At 48.2% G+C, this 19,844-nt stretch carries 20 protein-coding genes; 7 read left to right on the top strand and 13 right to left on the bottom strand.

Going from position 1 to position 19,844, the window contains the following annotated elements; all coding sequences use genetic code 11:
* Positions 1–209: 209 nt before the first annotated feature.
* Positions 210–1,949 (top strand): methyl-accepting chemotaxis protein, encoded by a 1,740-nt coding sequence (locus ABIC22_RS05610; RefSeq protein WP_354485866.1) that lies wholly within the window; start codon positions 210–212, stop codon positions 1,947–1,949.
* Positions 1,950–2,032: 83 nt separating this feature from the next.
* Here the strand turns inward: ABIC22_RS05610 and ABIC22_RS05615 are convergent, their stop codons facing one another.
* The 9 genes from ABIC22_RS05615 to pbp4 form a co-directional block, all read right to left on the bottom strand.
* Positions 2,033–2,200, bottom strand: coding sequence for a DUF3934 family protein (locus tag ABIC22_RS05615; RefSeq protein ID WP_127538405.1), 168 nt, complete (start codon positions 2,198–2,200; stop codon positions 2,033–2,035).
* Positions 2,201–2,340: 140 nt separating this feature from the next.
* Entirely contained in the window at positions 2,341–3,561 is a 1,221-nt protein-coding gene (locus tag ABIC22_RS05620) for an MFS transporter (RefSeq protein WP_354479160.1), read from the bottom strand.
* Between the two features lie 84 nt (positions 3,562–3,645).
* A complete protein-coding gene (locus tag ABIC22_RS05625; RefSeq protein ID WP_354479163.1) occupies positions 3,646–4,245 on the bottom strand; it encodes a TetR/AcrR family transcriptional regulator in 600 nt (199 codons plus the stop codon).
* A 113-nt stretch (positions 4,246–4,358) separates the two neighbouring features.
* A complete protein-coding gene (locus ABIC22_RS05630; RefSeq protein ID WP_354479166.1) occupies positions 4,359–5,507 on the bottom strand; it encodes a S1C family serine protease in 1,149 nt (382 codons plus the stop codon).
* Positions 5,508–5,521: 14 nt separating this feature from the next.
* A complete protein-coding gene (locus tag ABIC22_RS05635; protein WP_127538402.1) occupies positions 5,522–6,766 on the bottom strand; it encodes an FxLYD domain-containing protein in 1,245 nt (414 codons plus the stop codon).
* Between the two features lie 166 nt (positions 6,767–6,932).
* Positions 6,933–7,115 carry a hypothetical protein gene (locus ABIC22_RS05640; RefSeq protein ID WP_095361005.1) on the bottom strand — a complete coding sequence of 61 codons (183 nt, stop codon included), beginning with the start codon at positions 7,113–7,115 and terminating at the stop codon, positions 6,933–6,935.
* A gap of 85 nt (positions 7,116–7,200) precedes the next feature.
* Complete coding sequence (locus tag ABIC22_RS05645) at positions 7,201–7,377, bottom strand: hypothetical protein (protein WP_164764254.1); 177 nt, start codon at positions 7,375–7,377, stop codon at positions 7,201–7,203.
* Positions 7,378–7,529: 152 nt separating this feature from the next.
* Positions 7,530–7,949: a VOC family protein gene (locus tag ABIC22_RS05650; protein ID WP_354485868.1), complete on the bottom strand. Its 420-nt coding sequence runs from the start codon at positions 7,947–7,949 to the stop codon at positions 7,530–7,532.
* A 77-nt stretch (positions 7,950–8,026) separates the two neighbouring features.
* Positions 8,027–10,144, bottom strand: coding sequence for a penicillin-binding protein PBP4(5) (gene pbp4, locus ABIC22_RS05655; protein WP_354479170.1), 2,118 nt, complete (start codon positions 10,142–10,144; stop codon positions 8,027–8,029).
* 148 nt (positions 10,145–10,292) lie between these two features.
* Here pbp4 and ABIC22_RS05660 point away from each other — a divergent pair, with 148 nt between their 5' ends.
* The 5 genes from ABIC22_RS05660 (at position 10,293) to ABIC22_RS05680 (ending at position 17,265) form a co-directional block, all read left to right on the top strand.
* Positions 10,293–10,697, top strand: coding sequence for a CBS domain-containing protein (locus tag ABIC22_RS05660; RefSeq protein ID WP_095288594.1), 405 nt, complete (start codon positions 10,293–10,295; stop codon positions 10,695–10,697).
* Positions 10,698–11,056: 359 nt separating this feature from the next.
* Positions 11,057–13,333: a glycosyltransferase gene (locus ABIC22_RS05665; RefSeq protein ID WP_354479173.1), complete on the top strand. Its 2,277-nt coding sequence runs from the start codon at positions 11,057–11,059 to the stop codon at positions 13,331–13,333.
* An 18-nt stretch (positions 13,334–13,351) separates the two neighbouring features.
* Positions 13,352–14,509, top strand: coding sequence for a hypothetical protein (locus ABIC22_RS05670; protein ID WP_354479176.1), 1,158 nt, complete (start codon positions 13,352–13,354; stop codon positions 14,507–14,509).
* Positions 14,510–14,615: 106 nt separating this feature from the next.
* The gene (locus ABIC22_RS05675; RefSeq protein WP_354479179.1) at positions 14,616–16,037 is read left to right on the top strand and encodes an MBOAT family O-acyltransferase; all 1,422 of its coding nucleotides are present in this window, start codon (positions 14,616–14,618) and stop codon (positions 16,035–16,037) included.
* Between the two features lie 16 nt (positions 16,038–16,053).
* Positions 16,054–17,265, top strand: coding sequence for an alginate O-acetyltransferase AlgX-related protein (locus ABIC22_RS05680; RefSeq protein WP_354479181.1), 1,212 nt, complete (start codon positions 16,054–16,056; stop codon positions 17,263–17,265).
* A 124-nt stretch (positions 17,266–17,389) separates the two neighbouring features.
* Here the strand turns inward: ABIC22_RS05680 and ABIC22_RS05685 are convergent, their stop codons facing one another.
* Genes ABIC22_RS05685 through ABIC22_RS05700 form a run of 4 tightly spaced genes read right to left on the bottom strand, consistent with a single transcriptional unit; the run spans position 17,390 to position 18,971 of the window.
* Positions 17,390–17,836, bottom strand: a complete 447-nt coding sequence (locus tag ABIC22_RS05685; RefSeq protein ID WP_354479184.1) for a hypothetical protein — start codon at positions 17,834–17,836, stop codon at positions 17,390–17,392.
* Entirely contained in the window at positions 17,833–17,958 is a 126-nt protein-coding gene (locus ABIC22_RS05690) for a hypothetical protein (protein WP_354479187.1), read from the bottom strand. Before ABIC22_RS05690 ends, ABIC22_RS05685 begins: the two co-directional genes overlap by 4 nt.
* Positions 17,946–18,281 carry a hypothetical protein gene (locus ABIC22_RS05695; RefSeq protein WP_354479190.1) on the bottom strand — a complete coding sequence of 112 codons (336 nt, stop codon included), beginning with the start codon at positions 18,279–18,281 and terminating at the stop codon, positions 17,946–17,948. Before ABIC22_RS05695 ends, ABIC22_RS05690 begins: the two co-directional genes overlap by 13 nt.
* Positions 18,282–18,311: 30 nt before the next feature.
* Complete coding sequence (locus tag ABIC22_RS05700; RefSeq protein ID WP_354479193.1) at positions 18,312–18,971, bottom strand: Imm41 family immunity protein; 660 nt, start codon at positions 18,969–18,971, stop codon at positions 18,312–18,314.
* Positions 18,972–19,308: 337 nt separating this feature from the next.
* Here ABIC22_RS05700 and ABIC22_RS05705 point away from each other — a divergent pair, with 337 nt between their 5' ends.
* On the top strand, positions 19,309–19,725 hold the full coding sequence (locus ABIC22_RS05705; protein ID WP_354479196.1) for a hypothetical protein: 417 nt from the start codon (positions 19,309–19,311) through the stop codon (positions 19,723–19,725).
* Positions 19,726–19,844: the final 119 nt, after the last annotated feature.

Genomic DNA, 19,844 nt, shown 5'->3' on the forward strand with positions numbered 1-19,844 from the left:
AAACGCGAAAAAACGCTGAAAGTTTTAGTACTAAAGCATCATTTTATTTTCATTACTAACATTCATATGACTTTATTACGATATATTCCATGAATACGATATGTCTGGAGGTCCTAGAAGAGTCTGGAACGATTCACATATACGAATAGATCAATTTAACCAGAAAAAAGGAGAGAAACAAGTTGTTAGCTAAGATTCGATGGAGTACCATGCCTTTCTTTGCCAAAAACCTCGTTATATCATTCGGTAGTATTATGTTGATTGGAATCATCCTGATTACAGCTGGATATCAGCTGCAGAAAAACGTACTCAGCCAGCAGCTCTATGATCAGGCCAAAGTGACCACCCAGAAGTGGTCGGACGATCTGGACACAGCCAAAGTGCTTGAAGCCATTAATGAAAAAAGCTATGACGGTCCGGTCCAAAAAGAACTGCGGGACTATCTGGATTCCATCCATGAACTGTACCCCAACATTGCCCAGACCTATATTTTTGGAACCGAACTGGCGGAAGGCAACCAAACGTCCATCATCGCTGTTCCAACCAACCTGGTACAGCCTTTTGAAGAATTGAATCTGGCTGTAGGCTCCATGTACCCACTCCCACAAGAAAACGTGAAAGCACTGGAAGGCATGAAGAAGGACGGGCAACCTGCACTAAGCAGCTTTTATACAGATGAATATGGAACCTGGACAACCATTATGTATCCGATCAAGAATGCAGCGGGTGAAGTGTACGCCGCCATTTACTTTGATGTCGATGCCAACGCCATCCCGAATGGTCTCCATAAGCTGATTACATACAGCAGCATGTTCCTTATAGGTTTCCTGCTTCTGTTCATGATTCTGCAATATATCCTGTTGAAGAAAACGTTAACTCCGATCCGTAACCTGATGAAGGGCATCGATGTTGCCAGCTCGGGGAATCTGGATGTAACCATCCAGACAGGACGAGATGATCTGGGAATTATTAATCAGAAATTCAATACGATGATTGAACGATTCAACGATACGATGTCCAAAGTCCAACTGACTTCACATCACCTGTCCAACTCCTCCAAGAAATTGCTGGAGATCTCGGAAAATAACAATGGCAATATTCAAATGATCAGTACGAATATTCGGGATATCTCCCTCGGCCTTCGCTCGCAGGACCAAGCGTCCGTTGAAAACGCGCGTGCCATGACGGAAATGTCTACGGTTGTTCAAACCATCGCGAGCAGTTCTTCAGAGGTTGCCGATGAAGCGCAGAGCATGGAGCAGCGGTCCCATACGGGCCATGAGATTATGCAGCAAGTCATTGAGCAAATGGATCTGATCTCGGGAGCCGTACAACACACATCCGAGTCCATCCAGTCTTTGGAAAACCGTTCCAATGAGATTAGCGGTATTGTCAATCTCATTACGGACATTGCAGGACAAACCAATTTGCTCGCCCTGAATGCTTCCATCGAAGCTGCACGCGTGGGTGAAGAAGGAAAAGGATTTGCCGTCGTGGCAGGAGAAGTACGCAAATTGGCAGAACAATCGCAGCAATCGGCTGATCAGATCCGCTCGTTAATCGATGAGATTCAGCGGGACATCTCGCAGTCTGCCGAAGCTATGCAGCTTGGTTCGCGTGAAGTAGAGAAAGGTTCTCAGGTTACCCGGGAGACAGGTGAATTCTTCGGCGATATCCTGACAGCCACGAACAAAGTCGCGAATCAGATCCAGGATATCTCCAGTTCGACGGAGGAAATCTCCGCCAGTACACAAGAGATGTCTGCAACAGCAGATGAGCTGTCCGCAAGTGTTAGCAAGGCAGCAAACAGCAGCAAGCAAATTGAACAATCAATTGCTGAGCAGGAAGCTTCCATGGCGTCCATTGTCAGTGCTTCGGATGAACTCTCTGCGGTTTCCAAGCAGCTGCAGGAACTGATTTCATTCTTCAAAGTTAAGCAAGCAAATTAATCGAATATACGATGCCATTCACAAAAAAAGAGATCTTCCCTTTTTCATGGGAGATCTCTTTTTCTATCTTATCTTGTGCCCATTTACAGGGACTTGTCACTTGAAGTTTCGGCATCGTCTTTCTTCTTCGTGCCTTTGCTTTTATAAGGCTTTGGGGCACTTTTCGCCCGATTGGCACTGGCTTGCCAGCGATTCCAACCTTTTTTGCCGGTACCACGGCCCGTGCCGCCTTTACCCTTTGCTTTGCTCATGTTATCACTCCAATAATCCTGTATATGCTTAAAAATGACCGTCCTCGGTACCTTTTATCGTAACCCAGCCCATCGTATTCACTTCCAGCATTTCTTATTATAACAAAAATAAACATCTTTACGTTCATTTCCTCGCCGGACTACATTTCCGTCTTCGCTTGCCCTGCTGGTCTAACCCCTCTGAGAACCCGGAGGGATAACAGGAAACAGATTGCCAGAACAGCAGCAGCTGAAACATACGGATAGTTGATATTTACATCGAACAAGGCACCAGCCACAATCGGACCTGCGATATTACCCAAGCTTGTGTAGGCAGAGTTCAATCCAGCCACGAAACCTTGCTGTTCCTCTGCCAGTTTGGACATCTGCGTGCTGATGGCAGGACGCAAAATATCCATACCCAGGAATACAATAAAGGTGACCACCAGAATGAGCCAGTACGTGTGCACAAACAGGGTCAGCAGTACAAACACTGCCACGAAGAACAGACATACCGAAATCACTTTCTTCTCCCCAAACTTGTTCAGCAGCCACCCGATCAGGGATACCTGCACGACCGCACCCGCGATCGAGCCGAATGTAATGATGAATGCAATATCTTTGGTCGTGAAGCCGAATTTGTGATCCACAAACAGAGAAAATACAGTTTCATAGTTGGCCAAGCCAAATGCCATGACGAATACGATAATCAGACTGAAAAAGTATGGCTCCCGGTACGAATTCAGCAGTTGGGATACCATCCCTGGTGTTTTGCCGTTTGCTGTACCTGCAGCAGGTTTACTTGCTTCACCTGTGCTGCGTGTTGATTCCGGCAGAATAATCAGGGTAATAATGGCTGCCAGCAATCCGGCAACCCCTGCGGCATAGAACGGAATCCGAATGCCGAAGTCCGCAATATATCCACCGATTCCCGGTCCAATGATGAATCCGGTCGTGATGGCCGCATTAATCAGTCCCATGCCCTTGCCGCGCTCTTCTTCCGTCGTAATATCTGCGGTGTAAGCCATAATGGAAGGGAAAATCATCGCTGCACCGACCCCGCCGAGCATCCGGGCTGCGAAGAGCAGCACGGGGGCATTCACCGCACCAAACATGAATTCCGATACGGCAAAGATCAGCATGCCGCCAACAATGATCTTTTTACGGCCAAATGAATCGGACCACCTGCCCGCTACAGGAGAAAATAGAAACTGGGTAAAGGAAAATGCCGCGACCAGCAAACCCACCGTAAATCCAGTGATATGCAGCAGATCCATGTACGCAGGCATGATCGGTACGACCAAACCAATACCTGTAAAAACGAGAAAAATATTAAACATCAACAGCAGGAGTGCGCCCCTGTTTCTTGTCAGTAATGCCATGATTGTATCCTCCGTAAATTGTCAAAATGTTGCCTGTTATATAGATAAGCAAACGTATTGTTTCATTAGTGTGTTCAATCCATCTTAATCAATGCTTCTGGAGATTCCATGCAAGAATACATTTGCCGCTTGGCGATATAAGGCCACTGCCTCTTCGGATTTCATCCCGCGGGACAATTGGCTGAGTCCAATAATGGAACTTTCCAGAATCAGCGCCAGATGATCAACATTGTCTTCCTTGAACTCCCCGTTCTCAATCCCCTGCTGAACCAATTGTCTATTGAACTGGATATGCCGCTCAAACATCAAGGCAATACGTTCCTCAATATCGTTCTCCTTCTTTTCACCCGTGAAAAACTCATCAGCTGCCTTCGTCAGAGGATGGTTCATGTCATCCAGAACAAGCTGCACCATGAGTCCATGGATCTTCTCCGTGGATGTCTTGTAGAGATGTTCCTTGGAGGCCCAGTTCTCTTCCCACTCCCGATCCCACTCATCAATCAGATAGAGAAAGAGGCCTTCTTTGCTTTTGAAGTGGTAATAAATATTTCCTTTGCTGCTGCCAGTCGCAGCTACAATATCTTCAATGGACGTCGCTTTATAGCCTTTTTGTACAAAAAGAGCTCTTGAGGCATCCGCAAGTTTTTTCTTGGTCTGCTCGGTTTGAAGTTGCTTTTTATTCATCCCATCACTCTCTCTCTTACATACTGAACATTCGTTCTGTATTTTAACAGATCGCTGGAAATTAAGCAATACAAAAGGAGAATGGCCCGGGTGCCGATTCTCCTTTGATTTAATTATTTTATCTTTTTTCCCTGACCATGCAATATTTTCAACTGACCATTCTCGTAACCGAGCTGATACGTAACCTTATACTTCGAGGTCACATATTCGCCGTCCCTGCGTTCATCCGCCGTAATGGTAGCCGTAACTTCCATCTCATCATTCCCATTATTGGAGGAAGAAATTCCGCTAATCGTTACATAGCTTGTATTCAGGTATCCTTCGCGGAACTTGGCATAACTCGTACCGCTCTGCCATTCACTGCCCAGCAGTGCATAAGCGGTAACGTAATCACTCTCGTTCAGACTCAGATAGAAGCTGGTCACCAATCCCTCTGCTTCGGCAGAGGTTCCTGATGCTGCCTTGTTACCTCCACCATTCGTCTGTACTACCGTTGTCGCGTTGGGCTTCTCGGACCAGGCCTGAACCTGCTTCAATACACTGGTGATCGGAATGCTGAAACCAATGCCGCCCTCCTGCTCCACAACAGCGGAATTAATGCCGAGTACTTCACCTGTCTCCGCGTGGATCAACGGTCCCCCGCTGTTGCCATGCGTAATAGGAGCCGAGATCTGATACAGGTTACTGTAAATGTATGGCGGAATTTCGAAGCTCCGGCCCACACCGCTAATAATGCCTGTGGTCACTGTATTTTCAAGCCCCAGAGGACTTCCCAATGCCAATACCTCGTCTCCGGTCTCGGCTTTGGATTTGGCAATGGCTAGCGGTGTAAGCTTTTGTAAACCCGGCACTCGGACAACAGCCACATCTGTCTCTTCCCCGATTCCAATCACTGTTCCTTGATTTTCCTCATGGTTAAGTGTGCGGACAGTTACCTCTTTGGAGCCTTCCACCACATGCGCGTTGGTTATCACATCGCCTTTGTCGTTGTAGAGAAAGCCCGAACCCAGCCCGATGCCGCTCTCAATCGTGACTACCTTCTTCTGGCTATCTTCAATGATCTGTTTGCGTGTCTTCTTCACATTGGAATCGGAAGCCGTCTTCGCTGTCTTCGTTTCTGCTTCCTGCGCTGCGACGACAGCCAGTCTGGGGCCACCCTGCAACTGCTTCTCCGAATGCTGATGTATCCAGAACACGCCTCCTGCTCCCGCACCAATAATGATGGCACAGGATATGATCGTACTCCATGTTCGTTTGGCCATTCCAACCTGTCCTCCTATTCCAGATACCACGTTGCATTCACAACAGAGACTTGTGCTTCCTCGTACACCCCATAATAGTAGGTTTCGAAGAAACCTTCTTCGCCCACTTCCAGCCAGCTTGGATACACATCGACATAGGTCTGACCCAGATAGGTGCCATCCGTTCCATAGATATCAACCATAATCGTAACGGAGGAGATCGGTCTCGTCGCATTGTTTACGATTGAACCGCTAATGTACAGGTCTCCATAGTTATCCAGTGCCGCATCCACGTTAACGACGCTTACGGCCGCCGTCCGATTTTTCAAATCCTCTTCGGCAGCCTGCTGCTCAGCCAACTGAATCCGTTCCGCTTCCGCTTTCTCAAACGCCTTTTTCTCACTCAGCACCCGCTCCCGGTATGCGGTAAGTTTGTCATCCTCCGGTGCATAGGACAGTCCTTGATCCACGGTCTGCAGGGCAGCCGTAAAATCCTTTTTCTTCACTTGCTGTTCTGCCTGCTTATAGCTAATCCCCGCCAGCTTGTCGATAATTTGTTTCTGAACAGCCTGGGCTTCATTGCCTTTCAGCTTCGACACCGTATCCAGCTTCTCCGCGAGAGCCTCTACAGTGGTCAAACCATCGATTTCCTTCTTCACCTTCAATACGGAAAGTGTGACCTTTCTATTGTTCAATGCTGCTCGTACCTTGCCAAAAACGGGTTCCTCCCGCTCTTTCAGTTCTTTGGCTACCGCCTGAATGGTTTTATCTCCTGCGGACAGTTTGCCTGTCTTCAAACTCACCGCTGCTTCATCCAACTGATTCATCAGATTGGACGCTTTCGCCGTAATCTGGCGATCCTGCATCAGCGCATTGTAGTTCGGGCGTTTGGCGATGGCTATGTCCAGCAGCTGCAGAGCTTCTGCATATTCCCCGTTCAGCGCTGCCTTTTCCGCTTGTTGATGCAGCAATTGTACCTCTGCATTCACACTGCTTTCCTGGTTGTAATAATAAGTCAGCAGCGCTCCCATTAACGCTGCCAGCAGCAGCGGGATGATCCAGCTGAATGCGCGCCCCGGACCTTTATGGCTCTGCTGGGGTGCAGGCTGCTGTTGTCTCGATAACGAATGATCTGTGTCTCCCGTTCCGGTCTCCAGACCCACTGCGGTTTCGGCCCAAATCTGTTCCTCTGTAGAGCTTGGATCTAATAATTTCGTTCTACACTTTCTGCACGTGCTATCCCCCGGACTGCTTTTGGTCCCACATACGTGACAATACACCCTGATCCCTCCATCAAAAAGAACGTATGTATGTTTGCTGTTTTTACATGAATCGACACTTATCATATAGCAAAAAGGTAAAATACACCATATGTTATTCTGATGAAAATGGTGCCTTGGCATGGACATAAAAAAGAGATACCGCCTCACGGTATCCCTTTGCAATTCACCCCTGTTGTCCTGCACGTACCCGAATGTTGCCCAGTTCATTCGCATTGATGGCAAATGCATTTCCGCCCTGTCCAACAGAAGCTTTGGCCGACTGACGAGCCTGGAATTTCAAACGACTTTTGTCGACCTCTACCCGGTTAACCTGTTTCGCATGCTTCTGTCTCTTTCTTGTGCTCATCGAACCATCCCCCTATGATGATATATCCCGTAATGTTACGTTGCTCCGGATCTGCTCATCCATACTGCCCGAGCGACCCATTTATCTATCTTTTGCTTGATGAACGCCGGCCCTTCTGCTTCTTGATCTGTATATTCACAGCATTACTTGCGAGCACATTGCCTGTCTCGGCATACCCTTTGGCGGTTTGGTGGATCTGAATGACAATATACTGTCTTTTCCCCACACGGTAACGATAACTTTTCACATTTGAACGAGTCATGGCCATCTCCCTGTCAATCAGTTTTGAAACCTGCGTTATCCTATTCATGTCCATATCGATCTGGATGTGTAAATGTGTAGTTTTATAGAAATAGACAAAAAACCTCCCTACTATGAAGTAGGAAGGCGTGATCTATCCAAGTATGTTCTACTCTACTCTTGTGTTGGAAATGCGCTAAGGTCCATATAGGTAACTTCCCAGAGGTGATCATCCGGATCCTGAAAACTCCATCCATACATGAATCCATGATCCTGGGGATCATTATATGGCTTAGCGCCGGCATCCAGGGCAGCTTGTACGATGGTATCCACCTCTTCGCGGCTATCCACCGATAAGGCTACAATCACTTCCGCCGTATTCGCCGCATTTGAGATTTCCTTGTTAATAAAGGATTGAAACCGTTCCTCCACCAACAGCATGGCATAGATATTGTCCCCAATGATCATGCAGGTAGCAGATTCATCCGTAAAATTTGCATTAAACTCAAATCCTACGTTGGTAAAAAACTCAATCGACTTCTTCAGATCCTTAACAGGTAAATTGACAAAAATCTGCTTGGCGCGAACAGCCACCATCGACCACCTCAATCCAATAGAGTAGATTCTACCACAAAATAACATTCCGGACAGGGCCTGTCAATGCAAAGGTTTTACGGAGTAGACTCCAGCTGCTTCAGGAAAGGCTTAAGCTTATCCACCACATAGTGGCTGCCGCCCCGGCCATTCACGCCTTCTATGACCGCCGAGATCAGGAAGCTGGGGGATTGCGTGTCAAACACGACAACGAATCCGTTCTCCAATCCGTTTTCGCCCTTTTTCGCCTTCAGCTCGGCTGTTCCGGTCTTGGCTGCCAGCTCCCCCGGAAGCGAGCTCAGCGTGTGAGCCGTTCCTCCCGAACGGGCCACCACCTGGACCAGGGCATCCTTGACCGTGTTCGCAGCCTCAGGAGTAATAATCACCTCGGGTTCGGAGGTTTCTTTTCCCTTGATCAGAACAGGCTTCACCATTTTTCCTTCATTAATAAAAGGAGTGAAGGACGACGCCAGATGAATCGGCGACATCAGCATTTCGCCCTGTCCATAGGACGTGTCGGCAAGCAATACTTCGGAAGCCAGATCCAGATTCGCTTCATTCGCATACTGACTTGGCTTCAAGTACAATTCATCCAGGCCGAAGTTATCTCCAAAACCAAACTTCTGGATACCTTCAATAAACCGTTGGCTGCCCATCTCCAGCGCCTCTTGGGCAAAGTAAATATTATCCGAATAGACCAGTGCATCAACCATATTCACCGGAGTGACACTTTTCACCCGCTTGACATAATATCCGCCCCAGCTCTCATCCTTGCGCCACTGCAAACCGGAGATATCATGGGTTTTGTCCGCTGTTGTGACCTTCTCCATTAATCCCGCGGCTGCCGTAATCGCTTTGAAGGTTGAACCTGGTGCATATCGGTTGGTGAATCGGTTGATAAAAGGAAGCCGTTCATCCGCAGAATACGCATCCCACTCCGCCTGAGTGAGTCCTGTAACCATTTTGTTCGGATTGTAGGCAGGTGCACTAGCCAAAGCGAGCAGGTCTCCATCGACCGGATTCATAAGCGCGGCTGCTCCGGCATCTCCGTCACTCGATAACGCCTTATACAGTTCCGACTGCGTTTCCGCGCTGATGGTCAACTGCACTTTTTGTCCGTTTACCGCGTCCTTGCGAATGAGCTCCGAGAGGACTTTGCCGCCTTCGTCCGTGATTTCAATTACGCCCCCGCGCTCGCCGCGGAGCTGCTTCTCCATGGACTGCTCCAGTCCGGCTCTTCCGATCCAATCCTCGGCACGGTAATATCCTTCCGTATCCTTCTCCAGATCTTCCTGAGTAACCTTGCGCACATAACCAATCAGATGCGCAGCCGATGCACCAAGCGGATAATAGCGGATTTCCTTGGACTGCAGCTTCACCCCACTTAATTGTTCAGGGATATTGTAATCCTCAGTTGAACCGATGGGGACAAAATACTCCGGCTTCACCCACTTTTGGGACAGGGCGTTGTTAATCACATCTTCTGACACCTTATAATGTTTCGCAATTCGGGCAATCATTGCATCCGGGTTGTCACCCAGCTTCTCCGGCACAATGCCCCATTCGTTTACTGTTCCTTTGGTAGCAAGGGGCAAACCGTCCCGGTCCACGATATCACCGCGTTCCGGCAGGAGTGTCCTCACCCTGACTTTGCTTCCTTTAATCATATCGCTCAGGATCATGGAAGGCTGCCAGTTAATCCGCCACACTTTCGTGCCGTCCTCGGTTTCCTGCCGGACAAGCTTGAGTGTTTGTGTCTCGTTTACTTCCCCAAGGAAGGTTGTTAGGTGCAAGTTATAGTCCACTTCATAGGCATCCGGATTCTGATCCGGTTTGCCCGTGTTCTGCTCCCCTTTGTCCTGATTCTCTGATGTACTGGCACTTTCCGCCGTGTCCGTTACCCTGGGCTTCACTTCCGCCTTAACGGATGAGACCTCCATTCCCGAATAGATGGCACTGTACTTCTCTACAAACTGTTCCCGGTTCATGCCGGACTCTTCCAGCGACGCGGGCGTCATTAATGTATATAACTGATCAAATTCCTGCTTCTGCAGATGCTGTATGTATTGATCTACGGTTGTCTCCGGTTTCGCTTCCTCTGCCTTGCTGCTTTGCATGTATAAATACGCTCCAATTCCGCCAGCGAACAGAAGGGGGAGCAAGCCATATATGATTTTTCGTTTTGATTTTTTCATAGTCAGATCACCTCTACGTTATACTATAGATTTCCAGAGCTCCTGAAACAATGGAACAAATCTGACGAATTTATCATTAAAAATAGCCGAATGCTCACATAATATGTTTAAATAAGGAGAGTGAAACTACAGGCAAAGGAGCCCGATGATGGAAATCAGCTATTTTTTACTCCCCAAAGACGAAGTGGCTTATATCAAGTCCTCCGCTTCCATGAAGGAAGCACTCGAACAGCTTGAAGCACAGCATTATACCGCCATTCCCGTGATTGATCAGGACGGAAAATATGTTGCGACTCTGTCCGAAGGCGATTTGTTATGGAAAATGCGGAGCACCCCCGGACTGACTTTTGATAACATGGATCAGGTCCAGGTGCATGAGATTAGCAACAGGGTATATAATGAATGCGTCTTCATCAAGGCAGAAATGGAGGATATGCTGACACTGGCAGCGGACCAGAATTTCGTGCCTGTCGTGGACGTGGACCGCGTCTTTCTTGGCATTATCCGGCGCAAGGATATTATTGAGTATTACACGCGCAACATTTCTGATTAATTCAATATCGAAAGCCACCTGCAGTTTTCCCTGCAGATGGATGAAAAAAAGGCGAGCACTTCTTGCTCGCTTTTTTGCTGCCTATATTTCCCCTTTTTCTTCCATACACTCTCTTCTGTCAACTCGTTCTCAAGCTATTTTAGTGTAAGAAAACAATAAACATATTGCGCATTATTCGACAAATAACTACAATAATTATCATCATACGACATATTCAAGGGGACAAATCGTGTTTTTACAGCCCTTACGCCGCAAGGGTCCTATTGTTTTTTTCAGAATTTGTTCAGAATGCTTTAGTACAATAAGCACATTCTTTTCAGTGCAGCTCCATTTCAGAAACATCAGAGAGAGGTATTCTATTGAATTATTTAAGTACACGCAACAAGATTCTGGTCACAGCTACGGTGATCATGTCTTGTATTTACGTCATTTGGCGTACGTTCTTCACCATTCCTTTCGGCCATGGCCCTCTCGCCGTGACCGCTGGTCTTGCCCTCCTTATTGTCGAACTCATCGGCATGTTCGAACTGGCCGTCCACTTTTACAATATGACCCGGCTTGAATACCCGAAGCTTCCCGTCGTAGACGAGTCGTTATATCCGGATGTGGACGTCTTTATTGCAACTTACAATGAACCGACTTCCCTTCTCTTCAAAACGATTAACGGCTGTCTCAATATGGATTATCCGGACCGTTCCAAGGTACATATCCATCTGTGTGACGATTCCAATCGTCCCGAGATGCGGAAGCTTGCCGCCCATCTGGGCATCAACTACCTGACCCGGACTGAGCACAAACACGCCAAGGCTGGCAATCTCAACAACGCCATGAAACATACTTCTTCCCCCCTGATCGTCACCTTTGATGCCGACATGATTCCGAAGCATGATTTTCTGACGTCCTGTGTTCCGTATTTTCTGACAGGAGAAAAGATCGGTTTCGTGCAGACACCGCAAAGCTTCTACAATCCCGATCAATTCCAGTACAATCTGTACTCCGAGAACCGGATTCCGAATGAGCAGGATTATTTCTACCGTGACGTGCAGGTTGGACGCAACAAATCCAATTCCGTAATCTACGGCGGAACCAATACCGTGCTCTCCAGACAGGCATTGGAAGACGTAGGGGGCTTCTACACAGGTTCCATTACGGAGGATTTTGCAACAGGCATAGAAATGCAGAGCAAAGGGTATCGCTGCTTCGCAACCAACAAGGTACTGGCATCCGGCCTTGCCCCTGGCGACTTGAAGAGCTTAATTAAGCAGCGTCAGCGCTGGGCACGCGGTTGTATCCAGACAGGTAAGAAGATGAATCTGCTGTTCAAGAAAGGTTTGAGTTTTGCCCAAAAATTAAATTATATCTCTTCCATAACCTACTGGTATTCCGGGCTGAAGAGATTGCTGTATATCATGTCGCCGATTCTGTTTGCCGTCTTCGGCATTCTTGTTGTGAAATGCACAATACTTGAAATTTTGATTTTTTGGCTGCCGATGTATCTCCTGACCAATACCTGTCTGCGCATGCTGTCGGGCAATATTCGAACAACCAAATGGACCAACGTCTATGAAACGATCCTGTTCCCGTCCCTGCTGCCTGCCGTTATTTTGGAGACGCTTGGCATGACGATGAACAAATTCGTCGTTACCCGCAAGGATGGTGCGCAAAACGATGACCGTAAATACAAAATAAAACAAATGATTCCCCATCTCATCCTGGCCGTGCTGTCCATCATCGGTATCGTGAACTGCATTCACTGGACGTTCAGTCAGGGCACCATCGGTTTCCTGGTCGTGCTGTACTGGCTGCTGATCAATTTCTACAACATCATGATGTCCATCTTCTTCCTAGCGGGACGTAAAGTGTTCCGGAACCACGAGCGTTCACTCGCTTCTGTGGACTGCACCATTACGACCGAAGGCGAGACGATCTCCTGCTTGACGCATGATCTCTCCGAAGGCGGAATATCCGTGATGCTGGATACGCCGAAATATATTCCGAGTGATATGGAGGTCGGCATCAGGCTGGTTAACGATCGATATGCAAGTGAATTCACAGGCAAGATCGCTCATGTGGCATCCATCGGAAATCGCTGGAAGTATGCTTTTACCGTCAAGGAAATGACAGAAGAGCAGCAGCGGCAGCTGCTGCACTTGATCTATGATCGTGAGCCGACGCTGCCGCAGAAGCTGGACAAGGATATCAGCACATTTGAGGATATTCGTCTGAATTTCGTGCGCCGGGGTCAGAGTGAATTCATGTCTAACCGGAAGCTGGCACGTATTGCATTGAACCGTACGGTGGATACGTCCACACATGGAACGGTTACCCTGCTTGATTTCAACTATGAGTATGTTTTGCTCGAGACGTCCCGCCAAGAATTGAGCTATGAGATCGATCTGCCCATTAGCGACGACCTGACACTGGAGTGTGTATGGGTACAATCCCTGCGGAACAAACGAGGTAACCTGTATCGGGTGACCAACATCCAGGACATCGCCCGCAAGCATCAGATGGCCGCTCTCGAGTCTTTACTTACACAGTGGAATAGAGAGCAGCAGCAGTCAGGCCGATCAAATGTCACATCCAAAGACAAAAGCGTCTCAAATGATGAACTCAACGAGATGGCTTATTTATAGAGCGGAGGCAAGGTACACATGATCAAAAAGTGGAAACAACTTATACTTGCCGCCAGTTTCGCTGCATTATGGAGTCTGCTTCCAGTTCAGGCTGTTCAAGCACAACAGCTTAAGCTGAGCGAAAGTACGCTTCGTGAATGGAACAACGGGACCCAAGTAGATACCCATATCGATAAGAACGGCAGTATACAGATCCAAACCACTACCGAGGGACTCAAAAAAGGCTATTATTCCGCTTACATCTATGAACTGCGGAACAGGGACTGGTCAAGCTACGGTGCGCTGACCTTCTCCATCCGTAATGAATCGGAGATGACATTACCATTTAATGTCGTTATCACCCGGGCTGATCAGAGCTCCCTTACCATAGCGGATAACCGAAATGTCATCGTCGTTCCGAAGGCAACCAAGGAAGCCACGTTGGTTCACCCTTCAGCAGGTCTGATTGAACTGGAGCCGGGCTTTGTCGGACAGATCCGCATCCCTTTCTCCAGTCTGATGGTTCAGGACAAGGCTAAGACGGCAGGCCAGGTCAAGCTGGGCAAAATCACCGGCTGGGGCATTACGACGACCACCACCGAGAATGCCAAGCTAAACGTACGGGTCGGAAACATCAAGCCAATATCCCGGAAGCAAGCCGCTGCAGAGAATGAGCTAACCACGCTGCAGATCACGGGAGAAGAACGAATAGTGAAGCCTGAGGCTGGTGAATCGATTGCACAATATGAAGTTCACTCTTCTTCCAGCAAAGGAATTCCACAGGCATCCTTTCAACTGGACAGTCCTGTGCAAGGGGCATCCATTACACCGGATGGCTTACTTACACTCCAGACTGCCGTTCAACCTGAAAGTCTCACCATACGCGCACTGGTGAACGGAAAATGGAACCTGACTTATCCCGTTATCTTGGACCGTTCTACGGCCATGAATGTACAGGAGAAGGATGGAACGAAGCGCGCCATTCCGTCTCCTGATCAGGTAACGAAGGTGGTAAACCCCGCCGATCCGCTGATGAAGCCGTGGATGGTATGGCTTATCCGCATTGCCCTGTCGGCAGCCGGAATCCTCACGCTTGTGGCCTACTGGCTGTGGCGGAAGGGCAGGAACACACCTCGTGCCCAACAAAGGCGTGCCCGCCGCGAGCAGCGCCGGGCAAGACGTCCATTCAGCATGTAGCTGAACTGCGGCAGGCTGGACCACATCCCAGGATGTGAGTACAGCCTGCCTTAATTTAGTGTTAATGCATGCTGCATTCTTATATGATCCTCAAGGAGGAAAGGCAGTGCTCTTTTCCAGTGTAGTCTTTTTATTTTACTTTCTGCCGCTTGTACTCGGGCTCTATTACATACTGAGATTCTCGGTTACGCTCAAAAACATGCTGCTGCTTGTCGCGAGTTTATTCTTCTATGCTTGGGGTGAACCCTGGTTCGTCCTGATCATGCTGGCCTCCATCTGTTTCAACTATGTCTTCGCTCTGCTCGTGGACAAGTTCAGGGAAAGGCGCAATGCAGCCTATACCATCATTACGATGATGCTGATCGTCAACCTCGGCATGCTGTTTGTGTTCAAATATCTGGCTTTTGTGCTGCGTATTGTGAACGAAAATACGAGCTTTGGACTCAGCATTCCGAACATCGCACTGCCGCTGGGTATCTCCTTCTTCACTTTCCACGGCATCTCTTACGTCATTGATGTCTATCGTGGACACGGCGCTGTACAGAAAAATCTCTTTTACGTGGCTTTGTACATCTCCTTCTTCCCTCAGCTCGTTGCCGGACCGATTCTGCGGTACAACACGATTGCGGATCAGATGGTGAACCGGAAAGAGAGCTGGGATAAGTTCGCCGTAGGCTGCTGCAGGTTCATTGTGGGCTTGGGCAAAAAGGTGCTGTTATCGAACAGCATGGCTATTGTCGCTGATCACATCTTCAGCATGGGAGGCACATCGGAAGTGTCCTCCAGTTTGGCATGGCTTGGGGCGATTGCCTATACGCTGCAGATTTATTTTGACTTCTCCGGGTATTCCGACATGGCCATTGGTCTGGCATTGATGTTCGGCTTCAAGTTCGAGGAGAACTTCCGATATCCGTACATCTCCAGATCCATCACCGAATTCTGGCGCCGCTGGCATATCTCGCTCGGTACCTGGTTCAAGGAATATGTATACTTCCCGCTGGGCGGTTCCCGCGTTACCAATAAGGACAAAATGATTCGCAACCTGCTGATCGTCTGGGGACTTACCGGCGTATGGCATGGTGCGGAGTGGACTTTCGTCGTGTGGGGATTAATTAACTTCGCGTTCATCGCGCTGGAGAAAATCTTCAGCTTTGACAAAGGAACACGCTTCATCCCGCTGCGGCATCTCTACGCCATGTTTATCGTCGTGATTGGCTGGGTCATCTTCCGGTCACCGGATCTTCTGCAGGCGGGTCACTATCTGGGCAATATGTTTGGACTGTACGGTAATGGATTCTGGAGCGATACGACCTGGATGTTCCTCAAGGAATATGCATTCTTCTTCATTCTGGGTATTCTGTTCTGTATGCCGATCGCCACCCGGATGAACAAATTAATGGTCGATGGCGCCCGTTTCCGCAAACCGCTGGAGCTGGTCTATCCGCTGACGATCATTCTCTTGTTCCTGGTCTGCGTATCGTATCTGGTCAAGGGTACGTACAATCCGTTTATCTATTTTAATTTCTGAGAGAAGGCACACAAGCATGCATAACTTTCTTGCCAAAAAGAGAATCACCGCTTTCCTCTTCATTCTCGTGCTGGTGACGCTCTCTGTTCTGAATATCATTCAATCCTTCGGTCCGATCAAACAAACGCTGGCATCCGGAGACTACGATATCTCTGAAACCAAAGGACTGATCCATCAGCTCGATGCGGACATCAATGAACATGTCTTCGAGAAGTTTGGCTTCGTGGAAGCCTATGGATACTTGCAGTCCCTCATGTGGAAAAACGAGGAGAATAATTTCGAGGTTGTCAAAGACATGGAGGGCAAGCTGCACTATACCTACTTTGCCACCGGTCCAACGTACACAAAGGATCTGTCCGACCGGGTTGCTGCGCTTGGAGAACAGTTGGACCCACAAACGAAGCTGACTTACGTCATGACGCCGGACAAATACGTGCGTGGCTATACCACGTTCCCGGAAGGCATTCCCTACAACTATAACAATGAAACTGCCGATGGCTTTCTGGCCAATCTGAAGCAGGATGGCATTGATACCCTCGATCTGCGGGAGGGTTTGCTGGAGAGCGGTATACCGGCGAAGGATCTGTTCTTTACGACCGACCATCACTGGAAAATCAAGACGGCGTTCTGGGCCTTCGGCCAGCTTGTAAATCATCTTGACGGCATGTACGCCAAGCCGCTGGACCCGTATCATTATTTCACGGATATCCATAACTACAATGTGCTTCCCTATGAAGACATCTTTATCGGATCGCAGGGCCGCAAAGCAGGTAAATACTTCGCGGGTGCAGATGACTTCGACCTGATCTATCCGAAGTTTAAGACGAACTATTCCTTTTACTTCAAGACCGGCGAGACCGAAGCCACACTTAACGGACGCTTCGAGGATGCGCTGCTCACCACCTACCCGCTCAATGTGCAGGGAGCCACGTATGATCTGACTGCGGACAAATATTTCACGTATCTGTACGGCAATCAGGGGATTGTTCATGTGGTGAACAAGGATAACCCGAATGGTCTGAAAGTCATGTTCATCAAGGACTCGCTCGCCGTGCCGATGATCTCTTTCCTGTCCACGGTTGTGTCCGAAATTTACGTCATCGATCCGAGGTATTACACCGAGGACATTATGGATTTTGCCAGCAAGACCGAGCTGGATCATGTCTTCGTATCCATCTCGCCACAGGATCTAGTGGAAGAATTTTTCCCTTATGGGGTGAAAGATTAAGTGAGTGAACGATCATACGATGCCCCCTCCGTTCCAGTATGATCTTGAAAAATAAAAAAAGGGTAACCCACAGCCAATCCTGATTGGCAGGCAGGGTACCCTTTCTTTTTGTGATCCCGCAGAATCAGTTTCGTTCATGCTTCAGCTTCTGTTCCTTGTAATAGTGCAGCACGTCAGGCGGGCTGCCCTGAAAAGCACGTTCTTTGCCGTACTCATAAGCCTGATGCAGATAAGAATACGCCTCGTCATGCTGTTCCAGTCTCATGCAGACGGTCCCCAGCTCAATGAGCGGGCCCGTATTAACATCCGATCCTCGCGTTTGCAGCGATAATTCCGCCCAAGGCTTCGCCAGGGCATACTGCCCCAAGTCCATATGTGCATTCGCGTGACAGGAAGCAATCCAGCTGGCAATTTCCCAGTCTGTCTTCGGCTCGGGTAACATTCCCCAGGCTTGATCATAATAGATCAGGGCCTGTTCATGCTGCTGCGTGTCGTCCAGCACATTGCCTGCTTCAACAGTTTCAATAATCTGTTTCTCCAGTTCGGGATGTTCCGATGTCAATTCCTTCATAGTGCCTTCTCCTCCTCCAGTTGAAAATACCATTCCAAGAATGTATTAAAATCAGGCCACTGCGGGCTGCTCTCGCCGCTCAAAAAGCGTTCAATCGACTCCCCAAGCTCTACCAGCACCACTTCACCAGTCTGCCGGTTATAGAAAATCCTCCCTCCCCTTCAAAGCTATCCAGTGGTATGTAAGCTTCAGGCAATCCGAGGGTGAGCTGGGCCACCGTCATGTCTTCCAAATACACGGTATTCTCCATAACCCAGCAGATCTGATAGATCTCCTGATGCCCGCTATAGAACATTGGGCCATCATCTGCATGCAGATAAAACTGGGCAAAATCCGACTGAAGATCAATATTCAGCTTCTGCAGTGCTTCCTCAGACTCCTTCGGTACATCTTCATGCCACCAGCCCTTACCTTGGCAAAACTCAATAACTTTACTAGATAACATATTCATCCTCCTAATCAACTGACGGCGTAATTATGATCGATTCAGTGCAGAACGGTAGGGTGCATAAGTACTCATTACCCATTCATGAAATAATTGGTGAGCGCTGCTGGCATCCGGGGCATGGAAGAGATAGGTTCCTTCCACCTCCCGGCGGCTAAGTTTAGAATCAACTAAGTCTCTGTCGTCTTCTTCATTCAACATAATCTGGTACGTTCCATCCTCCTCACGGAAGCCGATGGCGTGCACATTCGTTTCTTGTTTATAATAACCGAGCTGCAGTATTGCTGGTTGTTCGTTAGCCACCATACCGGCGAAATCCGGGTTCGGAAAGTCCTCATCGAAACGGGATTCATCCGGGACAATTCCCTCATAAAAGCCGTTAACCACTTCGCCGAGAAGGCTCACGATGTGATGAGCATAAACGTAAGGGAAATGTTCAATTTCGTAGACGTCGGAATCCGAGTGATGCCACTGCAGGTACTCCATGATTTTGGAATAGGTGAAGCTGACGGCCCCCGCTGCTTCCCGATTCAGCGGTTGGTCCGCAGTGAGACGGGTCAGTTCCATAATACTATTCACATATCTCCAGAATAACGACTGATCAAAACGTGCTTCCTCATGAAGCATGTATATAAAGGTATTCTCTTCCGCCCGCGCGTTGCGCATGAGCTCCTGGAGCGAATGTTCCATATGATTTATACCTCCGAAACGTTTATAACCAATGTATCAAAATTGAAGAACGTTTGGAAATAAGGATATGAGGGTGGGTCATTCCTTAATCTGGTGAAACTTTCTCTAAGGCCTTTCGTCTAATTACTGATAAACAACAAAGGAGATGACTATGCGAATAACCTGCAGCCCGGCATATGCTGGAAAAATGATTGGTTCTATCCATCTTCAGCCATCAAAGTTTATAAAAGAGATCTCAAGCACCAGCCGAATTACCGATTATGTTAATCCTGAGCGCATTGCAATTCCCTACATAGAAGACACTAACTTTGGATCGCATTTGGATGCTATGACAATCATGAAGGGAACCTATAAGGAAGAGTTTCATGTGAGCTATGATGTGGAATTTACAATTGATGTGGATAAAAAAGGGTACATCACACAATTTGAACATACGTTTCCCTTGGAACGCTATATTGATCTTGTCGCAACACAATCCTATAAAGTCATTAAAACCAAATGGCGGGGGCAAGACTATCACGTGATGACTTACAGCTACATGGAGGAAGTATGTAACCCGAATAACGTCATTTTCAAATGTAACGCCGCGGAAGACGTGTTCGTCGTTGCCGAACTGGCTCCCTACCGTATGGATGGTGTGGTCGTACAGCCCAACCATGCTTATCTTCACCTTCGTGCCTTAATTTCAGCGAGAGATGATCTCTATCCGATCGATTACATGTGTGAGCCTGATTTTGATCTGAGTCTGGATTAGATCTGGGATACATAAAGAAAAAGAGCACAAGGATCTCCCTTTTACTTAGGAATAGCCTGTGCTCATTTTAAGTTGGATCGGCAGCAAATCTTCTCGCAAATCCCTTCATCGCTGTCTTC

Source organism: Paenibacillus sp. PvP094, assembly GCF_040546835.1.
GTDB lineage: Bacteria > Bacillota > Bacilli > Paenibacillales > Paenibacillaceae > Paenibacillus > Paenibacillus illinoisensis.

What these genes read in the sequence shown, in the direction of transcription:
- ABIC22_RS05610 (WP_354485866.1), top strand. Translation starts at nt 210, where the DNA reads ATGCCTTTCTTTGCCAAAAACCTCGTTATATCATTCGGTAGTATTATG.
- ABIC22_RS05615 (WP_127538405.1), bottom strand. Translation starts at nt 2,200, where the DNA reads ATGAGCAAAGCAAAGGGTAAAGGCGGCACGGGCCGTGGTACCGGCAAA.
- ABIC22_RS05620 (WP_354479160.1), bottom strand. Translation starts at nt 3,561, where the DNA reads ATGGCATTACTGACAAGAAACAGGGGCGCACTCCTGCTGTTGATGTTT.
- ABIC22_RS05625 (WP_354479163.1), bottom strand. Translation starts at nt 4,245, where the DNA reads ATGAATAAAAAGCAACTTCAAACCGAGCAGACCAAGAAAAAACTTGCG.
- ABIC22_RS05630 (WP_354479166.1), bottom strand. Translation starts at nt 5,507, where the DNA reads ATGGCCAAACGAACATGGAGTACGATCATATCCTGTGCCATCATTATT.
- ABIC22_RS05640 (WP_095361005.1), bottom strand. Translation starts at nt 7,115, where the DNA reads ATGAGCACAAGAAAGAGACAGAAGCATGCGAAACAGGTTAACCGGGTA.
- ABIC22_RS05645 (WP_164764254.1), bottom strand. Translation starts at nt 7,377, where the DNA reads ATGACTCGTTCAAATGTGAAAAGTTATCGTTACCGTGTGGGGAAAAGA.
- pbp4 (WP_354479170.1), bottom strand. Translation starts at nt 10,144, where the DNA reads ATGAAAAAATCAAAACGAAAAATCATATATGGCTTGCTCCCCCTTCTG.
- ABIC22_RS05660 (WP_095288594.1), top strand. Translation starts at nt 10,293, where the DNA reads ATGGAAATCAGCTATTTTTTACTCCCCAAAGACGAAGTGGCTTATATC.
- ABIC22_RS05670 (WP_354479176.1), top strand. Translation starts at nt 13,352, where the DNA reads ATGATCAAAAAGTGGAAACAACTTATACTTGCCGCCAGTTTCGCTGCA.
- ABIC22_RS05680 (WP_354479181.1), top strand. Translation starts at nt 16,054, where the DNA reads ATGCATAACTTTCTTGCCAAAAAGAGAATCACCGCTTTCCTCTTCATT.
- ABIC22_RS05685 (WP_354479184.1), bottom strand. Translation starts at nt 17,836, where the DNA reads ATGAAGGAATTGACATCGGAACATCCCGAACTGGAGAAACAGATTATT.
- ABIC22_RS05695 (WP_354479190.1), bottom strand. Translation starts at nt 18,281, where the DNA reads ATGTTATCTAGTAAAGTTATTGAGTTTTGCCAAGGTAAGGGCTGGTGG.
- ABIC22_RS05700 (WP_354479193.1), bottom strand. Translation starts at nt 18,971, where the DNA reads ATGGAACATTCGCTCCAGGAGCTCATGCGCAACGCGCGGGCGGAAGAG.
- ABIC22_RS05705 (WP_354479196.1), top strand. Translation starts at nt 19,309, where the DNA reads ATGAAGGGAACCTATAAGGAAGAGTTTCATGTGAGCTATGATGTGGAA.